Genomic DNA, 14,091 nt, shown 5'->3' on the forward strand with positions numbered 1-14,091 from the left:
TTATCGTTTCGTGAAGAATCCACAGAAAAAGGCATGAGTATACAGGTATAGTTAAATAAACTATTCCTATAAACTCATGCCCTTGCGGTAACACGTCTATTTAGAATAATGCTTGAAATGCTGTATGTGCATCGTAAGATAGACGACCTCCGAGTCGTACACCTTGCGCTGCAATTTATTCTGTATCATCTTCACAATTTTTACAGCTATATTATAGCACACGGGGTATTCGGTTTTCAATAGTGAATCGAAAGCATCCTGCGACGGCACACTCTCGCCCTTCATCACCCGCTGGACACAGAAGCTGATATGCCTCACGAAGCGGTCATACTGTATTGAGGACTGGTCGACCGTCGTATCGAGCCCCTGCTCGATGATGACGATGGCCTGATGGACGACTTCTGACAATACATTCATATCCCGGAGCGAACGGTTGTAGATGGACGAGTGCACATGGAGGGCGATGAATCCCACCTCCGCTTCGGGCAGCTTGATGCCATACTTGCTGTTGAACATATCGACGACCGCTTCGGCGATGCTGTACTCCTTCGGATAGAGTGCCTTCGTTTCATTGACGAAAGGATTACTGATTTCGATACCCTCCTCCAGCCGTTTCATGGCAAACAGAAGGTGGTCCGTCATGGACAGGAGAATCCTGTTATTGATGTCTTCCGTCGTCATGTCATCGATCAGCTCGATGGCTTCGAGCGTCGACTGGAACAGCTTCTCATCCGCCATCGTCAGGAGTGTCTGGTACCTGCTCGTATCCTGCTGGCCTTCAAGCTTATATACCTTGTCCGCCTCTTCGATTTCGAGCGTGTCGCCCTGCTTCTTGCCGAAGCCGATGCCACGGCCGATCAGCACGACTTCTTCAAATTCGTCTGTTCCGATCACAACATTATTGTTCAGTGCCTTTTCAATCATTACCAAGTGAATATCCCACTTTCATCATCTGCTGTATCAAATACTATAGCAGGACCCGCCTGGAATCAAGGGACATGTCTAATGTGCTTTAGTCGCAAAGTTGACCAGGGCGCGTATGCCCGTCTCCAGGCTCTTTTCAGAGAATACAATCTCGGGGCTGTGCAGTGAATAGCCGCTCTTCTCCTCGTCCTTCATCCTTGTACCGATGCGGAATGCGGCGCCGACATGGTCCTGCATGTAGAATGCAAAGTCCTCCGACCCCATGGATGGCTCTTTGAGTTCATGGAATTTCACATCATCACCGCTGTTGATGAAATCGTCCACGAGTTCAGGGTTGTTGATGACCGGCGGGCAGTATCGGCTGAATGTGACATCACATCCGGCATCTGCCATCTTCATCAGCCCACTCGTATAGTTCTCTATCATATCCTGCGCCAGTTCAAGCGACTGCTCGGAGAAGCTTCGGATCGTGCCTCCGAACTTGCACTCGTCGGGTATGACGTTATTCTTCTCTCCCGCATGGATCTGACCGACAGTGATGACGACGGGTGTCGCCGGGTTGTTGAAGCGTGATGCGACACCCTGCATGAACTGGATGATGTTCGTTGCAAGGTAGACGGGATCTGCCGTCTTTTCGGGATGGGCTGCGTGCCCTCCCTTCACCTTCAATGTCACGTCGAAGCCGATCGACCCTGCCATCATCTCTTCCTCCCTGTACCCGACGAGGCCTTCCTCAAGATCCGGCCATGTGTGGTACATGATCATCTTGTCGACCGGCACCTCGAGGCGCTTCAGTTCCTCTTTGATGTATTCGGCACCATTGAGCGTCTCTTCGGCAGGCTGGAAGATGAAGACGAGATTATATTTGAGGTCATCATAGAGGTCGTCTATGACTTTTGCGAAGCCATAGACGATGCTTGTATGGATATCGTGGCCGCATGCATGCATGACCCCTTCATTGTCCGACTTGAAGTCGAGGTCCGTCTGTTCGGTGATCGGCAATGCGTCCATATCCGCACGTACACCGATATATTCGTAGCTCGGATCCTTCTCGAGCATGCCGATCAGCCCGGTCTTCTCCGAAAGCTCATAAAATTCAATGCGCGTATCCTCCAGTCCATTCGCCACGAGCTTCGTCGTCTCGTACTCTTCAAAACTCAGTTCCGGCGCCTGATGAAGCCGTCTCCTGAAATTTGTGACATGCTTCAGATGCTTGTCGATTGCTTCGTCTTTTGCAGTTGTTTGCGTGTCGATTGCTTCGTCTTTTGCAGTCATTTAAAATCCACCTTCTCCATTTATTTTTTCGTTTTTAATAATACGGGTTTCATATAATGTTTAGCCGATTCAGATACGCTTAAACGCCCCTGCTCCGATTTAAACCGAACTCGGGTTCGCAAAATTTGTAATATGGAGGAGGAAAGAGGTATACTATTTCTCAAGGAGTGATGATATGGATTATTCGATCTGTCCTAAATTTGAAAATGCCATGGGCGTTCTCGGCCAGAGATGGACAGGACTCATCATCCATCAGCTAATGGATGGACCCAAACGTTTCTGCAACCTTGAATCGTCCATGGGCGTCAGCGGCCGTGTCCTCTCGGAGCGTTTGAAAACACTCGAAAAAGAAGGCATCGTCAAGCGTGAAGTCTACCCGGAAACCCCGGTCAGAATAGAGTATATGCTTACCGACAAAGGCAGGGCAATGGAGTCCTTCATGAAGGAGCTCCAGAAGTGGGCAGAGGAATGGTTTGAAGTTCCGCAGAATGTCTGAAACCTGGTGTGCCTGCAACAAAAACAGCGTGTGTCCGATTGGACACACGCTGTTTTTTATGGCCACAGGCCGAAAACATTCCAGAATGTGAAGGCGACAAGGATCGTGGCAAGGGCACTGATGATGGTGATGACGATGCCCGGCTTCACAAGGTCCTTCTGCCTGATGCGCCCCTCATTGTAGATGATGACATTCGGCATCGACTGGATGGCCAGGATGAAGCCGAACAGCAGGGTGATGGATGTGACGAAGGTCATCATGACTGGATTGAGGCCCACTTCGACTGAAATCGTAATGATGATCGGCACGAGTGTGACGACGGCAGTCGAGATATTGGTGACGACCATGTGGTAGAGCTGGGAGATGATGATCACCGTCACCATCGCAATCCAGGGGTTCGAGAACAGCTGGACCAGGGTATCCGTCAGCAGGGCGTCCGTCAGGACATCCAGTGCACCGGATTCGGTCAGGGCATACCCGAGTGACAGAGATGCGCCGATCAGCAGGATGAGGTCAAAATTGATGTTGACGACCTCCTTCCATTTTACGAAGCCGATCTTCGGCAACGTAATCAGGACGACCGCGAGCATCGCCGGGATGACCGGGTGGAAGCCATGCACGGATTCGAGCATCCACAGCACCACAGTGAGGATGAGCACGGCGATGCATTTCCATTCGGCCACGGACAGTTTCCCGAACGCCCTGTAGGCGGTTTCCATCTCCTTATGTAACGACTCCGTATCGACCTCTTCCGGTGGGTAGAACCACAGCAGGACGAACGGGATGACGATTGTCAGTATGACCCACAGCGGCAGGGCGTAGAGGAACCATTGGAGGTAGGTGATGCTGTACTCCGTATAGGCGTTCAGGAGCTCGACGGCAAGTATATTGCTGACGGCACCGGTCAATACACCGACGGCACTGAGGTTGGTGGCGAAAGCGATGCCGACCATGATCAGCTTATTGTAGTTTGACGTCTCCTCCGCACCGATGCTGTCGACCACCCGTGTCGCCAATGGCAGCAGAAGGGTCGCACGCACACTGTTCGTCGGGATGAAGAATGCAAGGAGCTGGATCAGCACGAATATCCCGATGAAAAGCCTCTTGAGCGAGGTTCCGAGCCTATAGACGAGCCCGTATGAAATCCTTGGAATCAGCGTCGTCTGACCGACGCCCTGGACAAGCATGACTCCTGCGACCACGAGGAAGACGGCCGGTGAGGAGAACCCGGAGAGCATGACATCGATGCTTACTGTCTGCAGTATGACGAGCAGGACCATGATGACCATCGACGTCATGCCGAAAGGGATCGGCTCGAAAGCCCACAGGATGAGTCCGAGCAGCAGAATCAACAGGGCGCTGCCTGCCGTCCAGCTGACTTCCGGAGTGATGGCGGCATATGCCAGTGAAATGAGGAATACGGCGGCCGCCAGCGACAATATGATGTTTTGGCGGGTGATGACGGATTCCGTCAAAAATTTATGACCGTTTTTCACGTGATCATCTCTTTTTCGTGAGTGTAGTTTTTAATGGATTATGCGCTTTTGCCCTCATGCCTGCCGTATACCATGTAGTACACGACGGCTCCCGCTGCGACAAGCAGGACCATCGAACTGTACAGCCCGCTGTAGCCGAGGGTCGGCACCAGTGTGCCGAGAATGTATGAGCCTACACCGAGGCCGAAATCGAGGGCGATGAAATAGGTGGAGGTCGCAAGGCCCACGTTCTTTGCATCCGCCACCTTGATGCAGAGGGCCTGGGTGATCGACTGGAAATTCCCGTATCCGAAGCCGAGCAGTATTCCTGACAGCAGCAGCATGAAGCCCGAAGTCGTCTGGCCGAGTGTCAGATAGCCGAGGGCCAGGACGATGAAGGCGGGATAGATGACGATGTTCGCGCCCTTCTGGTCCATAAGCCGCCCCGTCACCGGCCGCGTCATGAGAATGACTACGGCATAGACAAGGAAGAAGTAGCTCGCAGCGGCGACGATATTCTGTTCTTCTGCAAATAGGGCGATGAAGGAAAGCACCGTCGAGTACGTCATGCAGATGATCAGCACCACAATGCCGATCGGCATGGCATTCTTGTCGATCCATTCGAATTTCGGTTTCGGCTCTTTCGACAGGTCGATTGTCGTATTATCCGTCTTGATGAAGATGGTGAACACACTGGCGAGCAGAACGAGTGTGAACACGATCAGAAACAGCATATGATAGGTGATGTGCTGCAGCAGGAAGAAAGCCATGAAGGGCCCGAGGGCCGTCGCCATGACAAAGCTCAGGCTGAAGTAGCTGATGCCCTCCCCCCTGCGCGACCTCGGCAGGGCCAGCGCTGCAATCGTGCCCACTGCGGTCGTCGCAACCCCGTTGGCCAGCCCGTTGAAGAACCGGACGATCAGCAGCAGCTGAAGATTGCCGGCGACGAAATACAGGCCATAGGTGATGATGAACATGGCGGTGCCGATGTACATGATCTTCTTTGCCCCCATCAGGCTCAGCTGGTGGCCGGTCAGCACCCGTCCGACCAGCGATCCCACGATGAAGATGCCGGCGACGAGTCCAGCTGTACTGGTCGATACGCCAAACTCATCCACTGCATAGCCGCTGATCGTAACCATGAGCAGAAACATCGCAAGCATGATGAAGAAGTTGAATATGAATACGATGATAAAATCCTTCGTCCAGAGACGTTCTCTATCCATTTGATCATTCCTTAATATGTAAGACTCTTTGAATATGATTAGTCATATCATAACATAATTGAATTGTCTGCAAGCGCAGAAAAATACCGGCTCGATGAGCCGGTATGCCACTTATGAATATATTTTATTCTGGACTGCAAATTTATGTGCCTGACGTGCAACTTCGCGCCCTTCCTTGATCGCCCACACGACGAGGCTCTGTCCACGCCTTGCATCTCCGGCAGCGAAGACTTTCCGTCTGTTCGTCTTGTAGTCGCTGTCGTCGGCTGCAATCTTATTATGCGTCATCTGCAGCTGGAATGCTTTCGGCAATTCGCTCTCCACACCTTCAAAACCGATGGAGAGGAGCACAAGGTCCGCCTTGAAATAGCGTTCCTGGTCTTCCATGGTGATATCATTCAGGGGCTGCTGGCTGAGCACCTGTGTATTGAGCCCTTTCAGGTCGCCGACGAAATCCACGTCATATGCCATCGTCTGAACACCGTAGGCACGTGGCTCCTGACCGAATGCGCCCTCGTATTCAGCATGCGCATAGTCGAGCTTGAACACCTGCTTCTGGAGCGGCCAGAACGGGTTGCCATCCACCTTGTCTGGCAGACGGTCATATTTGTTCAGCTGGAAGACGGATTTGCACCCTTCCCTCAGGGACATCGCTACACAGTCGGCTCCGGTATCCCCGCCACCGATGACGATGACATGCTTGTCCTTAGCCGTGATGCTCGGTTCTTCGATTTCACCGAACTGGTGCTGCGTCTGTTCAGTCAGGTAGTCCATCGCGAACTGGATATCCTTGCTCTGTCTGCCTTCAAGCTTCAGGTCCCTCTGCTTGCGTGCACCCGTTGCAACGATGATCGCATCGTACTTTTCATCAAGTTCTTCATACGTCACATCTTTACCTACATTGACATCACAGATGAATTTCACACCTGCCGCCTCCATCAGTTCCACCCTGCGTTCCACGACATCCTTATCCAGCTTCATGTTTGGAATACCGTATCTGAGCAGGCCGCCGGGCTTGATGTCCCTTTCATAGATATCGACATTATGCCCCCATGAGTTCAGTTCATCTGCGGCAGTCAGGCCCGCAGGTCCGCTCCCGATGATGGCAATACGTGTATCCAGCCTATGGTTCGGCGTCCTCGGCTCGACCCAGCCCTGTTCGAAGGCTTCGTCGATGATCGTGCGCTCGATGCCCTTGATTGCGACAGGATCGTTGTTGATGGAGAGCACACATGAAGATTCGCATGGCGCCGGACATACATTCCCCGTAAATTCCGGGAAATTGTTCGTTTCAGAAAGGCGTCTGTAGGCCTCCTTGAACTGTCCTTTGTAGACAAGGTCGTTCCATTCTGGAATGTAGTTGCCTATCGGGCAGCCGACGGTCTCCTTCCCGACACCGACTCCCGTCTGGCAGAACGGTGTGCCGCATTCCATGCAGCGTGCCCCCTGCTCCTGAGCATCTTCGTTGCAGAAGCGATGCTGGAACGCCTCATAATTCGAAACTCTTGCTTTCAGATCTTCTTCCGACTGAGACTTTCTCTGATGTTTCATAAATCCTTTAAACTCACCCATCTCACATCGCTCCTTCCTAGAATATATTCATCTTCTCAAGTTCTTTATCTTCAACCGTCAGTTCCCCATTGAATGCCTTCAGTTCTGCATCCTTCAGGGAATAGCTGTTTTCGAGGCCGTACCTGATCCTCTGCTGCATCTTCCTGTATTCGACAGGAATGACTTTGATGACTTCAATTTCGCCGGATTCAATTTTTTCGATCGACTCCTGCGCCCTCTGGCTGTTCGTGAAGTACTGGTGTCCGTAGAGCAGGTGCTTCACCTTCTCCATTTCTTCACGATCTTCAACTAGACCGACTTCGATCATTTCATGGTTCATGTTGACTTGATTTTCGATGACCGACTTCTCATTTATGATATATGCGATACCCCCGCTCATGCCTGCAGCGAAATTCTTCCCGATATCCCCTATGATCACTACGCGGCCGCCTGTCATATACTCGAGACCGTGGTCTCCAATACCTTCAACGACCACTTCCGCGCCACTATTCCTGACTCCGAAACGCTCTCCGGCAACACCATTGATGAACACCTGGCCCTTGATGGCACCATACAGGCAGACATTGCCGGCGATGATGTCCCGGCTTCTTTCCTTGACCGGTGCCTGGACGACGACGCGGCCGCCGGATATGCCTTTGCCGACATAATCGTTCAAGTCACCCACATGGTGCATCGTCAGCCCTTGTGGAATGAAGGCACCATAGCTCTGGCCGCCATGGCCGAACGTATTGACCTTGTATGTGTCATGGTCGAGCGCCTCCATACCCCAGGTCTTCGTGATCAGGCTGCCGAGCTGTGTACCGATGTTCCTGTGCCTGTTCTTGACATGGTAGGCTGCTTCGTGCGATTCTCCCGCTTCGATCTTCTCCTTGAAATCAGGCAGAAGGTTGAGGTCGTCAAGCGACCATTCGAATGGGTGCTTCTGCATGTCGACTTTCCTTCTGTCCCCATCGATAGGCGTCAGTATCGGTGACAGATCAAGCTCACCGAGATGATGGTTCGCCGTCTTCTCCTTGTCCACTTCCAGGTGCTCCACGGCACCGACCAGGTCATCCATGGACTTCAGGCCGAGTTCCGCCAGAATTTCCCGGATATCCTCAGCAATGAAGTGCATGAAGTTGATGACATGTTCCGCTTTTCCGGTATACAGCTTACGCAGATCGCCATTCTGTGTGGCGATGCCGACCGGACACGTATCCTTATGGCATACACGCATCATGACACAGCCGAGTACGACTAGCGGTGCTGTCGCGAACGCGAATTCCTCGGCACCGAGTGCACATGCGATCGCAACGTCCCTGCCCGTCATGAGCTTGCCATCCGTCTCGAGGGTAACCCTGGATCTCAGACCGTTGAGCTGCAGCGTCTGATGCGCTTCCGTCAGGCCGAGTTCCCAAGGCAGACCGGCGTGCTGGATGCTTGTCAGCGGCGAAGCGCCGGTACCGCCATCGAACCCGCTGATGACAATTTTATCTGCATAGGCTTTCGCAACACCCGCAGCAATCGTTCCGACACCATTTTTGGCAACCAGCTTCACGGAAATATCCGCTTCCTTGTTGGCATTCTTAAGGTCATGTATCAGCTGTGCCAGATCTTCGATTGAATAGATATCGTGGTGCGGCGGTGGTGAAATGAGTCCGACACCTGGTGTGGAGTTCCTGATTTCAGCCACCCAAGGATAGACCTTCTGCCCCGGCAGCTGTCCACCTTCACCCGGCTTCGCCCCCTGGGCCACCTTGATCTGGATCTCCTTCGCACTGTTCAAGTATTCGCTGTTCACGCCGAAGCGGCCGGAGGCCACCTGCTTGATGGCGCTGTTCAGATTCCTGCCGTCCGATTTCGGTTCGAACCGTTCCGGATTCTCTCCGCCTTCACCACTGTTGCTGCGTCCACCGATCTGGTTCATCGCTTCGGCAAGTGTCTCATGGGCTTCCTGGGACAAGGAACCGAAACTCATGGCACCCGTCTTGAAGCGCTTGACGATTTCCTCCTTCGGCTCCACCTGATCGACTGGAATCGGTCTTCTGGATTTGAATTTCAACAGGTGGCGGATGCTGGAATGGTGGCTGTCATGCATGTTTTCCCTATACTCTTCATATGCCTGCTTATCATTCGTCCGGCATGCAGCCTGGAGCAGACGGATGGAATTCGGGTTGATGACATGATCCTCACCCTGCTGGCGCCATTGGAATCTGGTTCCGGACTCCAGGTATTCGAGCCTCCTGTCCTGCATCTTTTTATTTCTGTAATCGATATCTTCGATTGACAGCCCGCCGATCTTCGAGACGGCACTGCCAAAGTACTGGTCCATGACAGACTTTCCGATACCTACGGCTTCGAACACCTGGGCACCATGGTAACTCTGTACAGTCGAGATACCCATCTTGGCCATGACCTTGATGAGTCCCTCGGTCAATGCCTTGTTGTAGGTGCCGACCACCGTCTCGTCCCCTTCCGATACGGAGATGAGCGTTTCCTGTGCAATATGCGGATAGACCGCATTGGCACCAAAACCGATCAGTGTGGCCACATGGTGGACTTCACGCACTTCCGCCGTCTTTACAACGATGCTCGTGAGCGTACGGCGTTCGTCACCGATCAATGCCTGATGCACCGCACTTGTCGCAAGAAGTGAAGGAATGGCATACCTTTCCTCCTCTTCAAGAATACGCGCATCAGTCAGTACAAGCACACCGTGCTTTTCAGCCAGTTCTGCAGCCTGATTCTGGATGTCGGACAGTGCATCCTTCAATGCGCCTGTATATGTGATGTCGATTTCAGCTATGCCGAGCCTTTTTACATCTTCACGCGCAAGCACCCGTCCGTCGATGACAGGAAGCTCCAACTGTACACGGTCGACCGCCTTGACTCCTGGATCGAGCAGATGCCCTTCCCTGCCGAGGTATGTGATTTCGCTCGTGACGATCTTCTCACGATAGGAATCGAGCGGCGGATTGGTGACCTGTGCAAAATGCTGCTTGAAATAATCGAACAGCAGTTTTGAATGACTCGACAGGAAGGCGAGCGGCTGGTCGAAGCCCATCGCCCCGATCGGGTCCTTCACCTGCGAAGTCAAAGGTTTCATGTATTTCTCTATATCTTCCTTCGTATATCCGAAGCGTACAAGGACATTATGCAATGTATCCTTATCCACAGAGTTGCGTTTGAATGGCGCCGGTTCCACCTTCTCACTGCGTTTCTGGGACATCCATTCACTATAGGGTCTGGATGTTGCGATGCCGTGCTTCAGTTCATCGTTCTCGATGATCTTCGACTGGTCGAAATCGACAAGCAGCAGCTTGCCCGGGCTGAGCTGACCCTTATAGAGGATTTCAGACTCTTCCACATCAACGACACCGACTTCAGAGGAATAGATGATTTCATTGCTCTTCGTCACATAATAACGTCCAGGTCGCAGACCGTTGCGGTCCGTCAACGCTCCAAGCTTATGGTTGTCGCAGAAGCTGATCATCGTCGGGCCGTCCCACGGCTCCATGAGATAACTGTAGAACTCATAGAAGTCCTTGATGACCGGGTTGTCATAGTCCTGATATTTCCATGGCTCAGGAATCATGATCATCGCTGCCTGTTCAGGCGGCATGGAGAGACTCAGGAACTCCATGACATTATCGACGATAGCGGAGTCACTGCCTGATTCGTCAATGATCGCTTCGACCCTTTTTCCCTTTTCACCGAATGTATCCACCAGCCACTGCTTCGTACGTGCCTTCATCCAATTCGAGTTGCCTTTAATGGTGTTGATTTCACCATTGTGCATCAGGAGACGGTTCGGATGGGCCCTTGCCCAGCTCGGGAATGTATTCGTGCTGAAACGGGAGTGGACGGAACCGAACTTCGATACATAGCGCGGATCACTGAGATCCATATAGAACTGCCTGATCTGATCAGAACGCAGCCAGCCCTTGTAGACAATCGTCTCATTGGAGAAGGAAGCGACATAATGCTCGACATCTGCCGCTTCAAGCGCCTGCTCGATCATTTTCCTCATGAAATAGAGGTCGAGGGCATCACTGCAGTCCGTAATCACCTGCAAGAATTGCGGCAGCGTCTCCCTGACATTATCCGCCAAGGCGCCTTCGTCGACCGGAAGTTCCCTGAAGGTGATTACATTGAACCCTTCAGCCTCCACCGTCTGCTGCACAACTTCCCTGAAAGTTTCAAGAGATGCCTGACTATCGATCAGGTACATCCCGACAGAATAGCGACCGAATTCCGGCAGTTCTTCCACTTCCTCCTGCAGAAGTGCATGCGGAATTTCTGTCATGATACCAGCACCGTCACCAGTGATGCCGTCAGCACCGACACCTCCTCGATGATCTAATCTCTCGAGCATTTCAAGAGATTTGATGACAATTCCATGGGAGCGCACATTATCCATGTTGGCATAGAATCCAATGCCACATGCATCATGCTCGTTCATGAAATGATATAAACCTTCTTGTTTGATTGGCTGATACAAACTCATATCAGGTCACCTCTTTTTCAGAATATTTGAGTAAGTATATACTACCATTAAATACACCTATACAATCAATATATCAATGATATAATATTCATATCAGAATTAGATTGATGGTGAAAAACATGGAGATCAAACAACTGAAATACTTCATCGAGACCGCCAGACAGGAACATATGACAGAAGCCGCCCTGTCCCTGAACGTCGCGCAGTCGGCACTTTCACGGCAGATCGGCCTGCTTGAGGAAGACCTCGGGGTCAAACTGTTCAAAAGGGTCGGCCGCAACATAAAATTGACGGATGAAGGGAAAATTTTTTTCGAGGATGCATTGACCATCATCGAATCGGTGGAGAAATCAAGGGAGAAGCTCAATGAGGAAGTCATCCAGAAAAAACATACGCTGAACATCCATCTCACCCGCTCCGACATGACATCCAAAGTGCTCCAGTCCCTGAACCAGTTCCTGAGACAGGAGGCGGACATCGAGTTCAACATCCATACACTGGACGAATCGGCCATTGAAGACAGACTCATGGACGAAACACTCGATATCGTCATATCAGCCCAAAGATCTGAAGATCCGCTCATACAGAGTGCTCTGCTGTTCGAACAGAACTATCATTATGTATTCCGTGAAAGCAACAGGATACAACTGCCGGTCCAGGCTTCCCTGAATGAACTCGAGGAGTTCCCCCTCATAACATTCCAGCCGGTATTCGACATCAGCCATATGTTCAAAAAACAGAGCATCGGGATATATCAGGACATGACCATCATCCAGCATCTCCTGATCGAGCATGCACATGTGGCGATACTCACCCATGAAGAGGCCAAGCAGCTCACATACAGTTATCCGAAGTTCACCGTCCATAGCCTCAACCACCTCAACATCAAACATCCCATGTATGTCAGCATGCGCAAGGATAATCAGAAACCCTTCGTCAAAAAATGGTACAGCCATCTGCGCCAGACATTCAGTCCCCTTTTCAATCCATACTCGGATTAGCTCCCCGTAGAATGGGGTAGAAGGAATACAGTTATCAAATAGGAGGGAATTTCATGAACAGGGAAGAATTCAAAAATACATTGAAAGAAATTCTGGACAATAATAATATCGGTACGATGGCAACAATCCGCGACAACAAGCCGATGAGCCGTTACATGTACTTCTATAACGATGGCCTGACGCTCTATACGTACACGAGGAAAGATACGTACAAGATCGACGATCTGGAGGAAAACCCATATGCCCACATTCTTCTTGGATATGAAGAAAGGGAGGACAAGGGTGAGAGCTATGTCGAAATCCTCGGTAAGGCCAGCCTGCCTGAAGAAGTGACCCCGGATGTCGACGAAATGCTCGCCAAGCTCGGCAACCTCTATCAGAAGTTGAAAGGCGAGGACGACCTCCAGGCGATAAAGATCGACATCGAAACGGTACGTATCATGAACGATGAGGATGCGGAACCTAAGACTGTAGAACTATAGAAGCAAACCAAAAAGCCTGCTCTTTAAATGAGCAGGCTTTTTGAATGCCGATTTTCATATTTTCATCATTATTTTTCCTTCAACCTTCTGATCAGCTCTTCAGTGACTTCTCCTGTCTTCTTGTCGCCGCCGACATCGGGTGTCAGGAAGCCGTCTGCCGTTACACGCTCCATCGTGTCGAGCAGGAGGGTTCCCATCTCCTCCTCACCATGATGATCAAGCAGCATCTTGGCTGTCCATAGCTGTCCGATCGGATTGGCGATTTCTTTACCCACAATGTCTGGGGCAGAGCCGTGCACTGGCTCGAACATGGATGGATGCTTCCCGTTCAGATTGAGGTTCGCAGATGGCGCGATGCCGATGCTCCCCATGATTGCAGCACCAATATCGGTCAGCACATCCCCGAACAGGTTGCTTGCGACGATGACGTCATAGCGCTCCGGATGCGTGACGAATGTTGCTGCCAACGCATCGATGTGCTGGGAGGTGGTTTCAATGCCCCTATGCTTTTGTGCCGTCTCCTTGAAGACTTCATCCCAGAATGGCATGGAATGGAAGATCCCATTGGATTTCGTTGCGCTCGTCACATGCTGACGCCTCGATTTCGCAAGCTCGAACGCATGCTCCATCGCCTGTTTTGTCGCACGCCTTGAGAAGACATTGTTCTGTATGGCGATTTCATTTTCACCCTGGTACATCCGCCCGCCGACGGAACTGTATTCGCCTTCACTGTTCTCACGCACGACCACAAGGTCGAAGTCCTTTGGATTCAGCAAGGGGGACCGGATGCCTTCAAATACTTTTGCGGGACGTACATTGATTTCAAGTTCAAACTCCCGTCTGATCTTGAGCAGCAGCCCCCATAGGGAAATATGGTCCGGCACTTTTGAAATGTCACCGACGGCGCCCAGAAAGACGCTGTCCGACTGTCCAAGCCGCTCCAGCCCATCTTCAGCCATCATGGCGCCATGCTCCAGATAATAGTCACATCCATAGTCGAAATGCTCATATTCAAACGACAGCCCACCATGCAGTTCTGCAATGGTGTCCAAAACCTTCAGTGCGTGCGGGACGACTTCCGTTCCAATGCCGTCACCCGGCACTACAGCAAGTTTTATCTTCTTCATAATTTCCTCCTGTTTGTCTATGTTGGA

At 51.5% G+C, this 14,091-nt stretch carries 10 protein-coding genes; 3 read left to right on the forward strand and 7 right to left on the reverse strand.

Annotated features, from left to right (window positions below; genetic code table 11):
* Window positions 1–96 precede the first annotated feature (96 nt).
* Both glcT and EDC33_RS07710 read right to left on the reverse strand, forming a co-directional pair.
* Window positions 97–924, reverse strand: coding sequence for a glucose PTS transporter transcription antiterminator GlcT (gene glcT, locus EDC33_RS07705; RefSeq protein WP_229716707.1), 828 nt, complete (start codon window positions 922–924; stop codon window positions 97–99).
* 78 nt (window positions 925–1,002) lie between these two features.
* Window positions 1,003–2,199, reverse strand: a complete 1,197-nt coding sequence (locus tag EDC33_RS07710) for a M20 metallopeptidase family protein (RefSeq protein ID WP_124010738.1) — start codon at window positions 2,197–2,199, stop codon at window positions 1,003–1,005.
* Window positions 2,200–2,374: 175 nt separating this feature from the next.
* Here EDC33_RS07710 and EDC33_RS07715 point away from each other — a divergent pair, with 175 nt between their 5' ends.
* A complete protein-coding gene (locus tag EDC33_RS07715) occupies window positions 2,375–2,695 on the forward strand; it encodes a winged helix-turn-helix transcriptional regulator (RefSeq protein ID WP_124010739.1) in 321 nt (106 codons plus the stop codon).
* 56 nt (window positions 2,696–2,751) lie between these two features.
* Here the strand turns inward: EDC33_RS07715 and EDC33_RS07720 are convergent, their stop codons facing one another.
* The 4 genes from EDC33_RS07720 to gltB all read right to left on the reverse strand — a co-directional run bounded on the left by EDC33_RS07720 (window position 2,752) and on the right by gltB (window position 11,454).
* Entirely contained in the window at window positions 2,752–4,191 is a 1,440-nt protein-coding gene (locus EDC33_RS07720) for an SLC13 family permease (RefSeq protein WP_124010740.1), read from the reverse strand.
* A gap of 38 nt (window positions 4,192–4,229) precedes the next feature.
* On the reverse strand, window positions 4,230–5,396 hold the full coding sequence (locus EDC33_RS07725; RefSeq protein WP_124010741.1) for an MFS transporter: 1,167 nt from the start codon (window positions 5,394–5,396) through the stop codon (window positions 4,230–4,232).
* Between the two features lie 111 nt (window positions 5,397–5,507).
* Window positions 5,508–6,968 carry a glutamate synthase subunit beta gene (locus EDC33_RS07730; protein WP_040106041.1) on the reverse strand — a complete coding sequence of 487 codons (1,461 nt, stop codon included), beginning with the start codon at window positions 6,966–6,968 and terminating at the stop codon, window positions 5,508–5,510.
* A 16-nt stretch (window positions 6,969–6,984) separates the two neighbouring features.
* Complete coding sequence (gltB, locus tag EDC33_RS07735; RefSeq protein ID WP_124010742.1) at window positions 6,985–11,454, reverse strand: glutamate synthase large subunit; 4,470 nt, start codon at window positions 11,452–11,454, stop codon at window positions 6,985–6,987.
* A 119-nt stretch (window positions 11,455–11,573) separates the two neighbouring features.
* Here gltB and EDC33_RS07740 point away from each other — a divergent pair, with 119 nt between their 5' ends.
* Both EDC33_RS07740 and EDC33_RS07745 read left to right on the forward strand, forming a co-directional pair.
* Window positions 11,574–12,455: a LysR family transcriptional regulator gene (locus EDC33_RS07740; RefSeq protein ID WP_124010743.1), complete on the forward strand. Its 882-nt coding sequence runs from the start codon at window positions 11,574–11,576 to the stop codon at window positions 12,453–12,455.
* A gap of 53 nt (window positions 12,456–12,508) precedes the next feature.
* Window positions 12,509–12,937, forward strand: a complete 429-nt coding sequence (locus EDC33_RS07745) for a pyridoxamine 5'-phosphate oxidase family protein (protein ID WP_124010744.1) — start codon at window positions 12,509–12,511, stop codon at window positions 12,935–12,937.
* 68 nt (window positions 12,938–13,005) lie between these two features.
* Here the strand turns inward: EDC33_RS07745 and EDC33_RS07750 are convergent, their stop codons facing one another.
* Window positions 13,006–14,064 carry a tartrate dehydrogenase gene (locus tag EDC33_RS07750; RefSeq protein WP_124010745.1) on the reverse strand — a complete coding sequence of 353 codons (1,059 nt, stop codon included), beginning with the start codon at window positions 14,062–14,064 and terminating at the stop codon, window positions 13,006–13,008.
* Between the last annotated feature and the right edge of the window lie 27 nt (window positions 14,065–14,091).

Origin of the sequence: Salinicoccus roseus (genome assembly GCF_003814515.1) — a bacterium.
In the GTDB taxonomy this organism is placed as follows: Bacteria; Bacillota; Bacilli; order Staphylococcales; family Salinicoccaceae; genus Salinicoccus; species Salinicoccus roseus.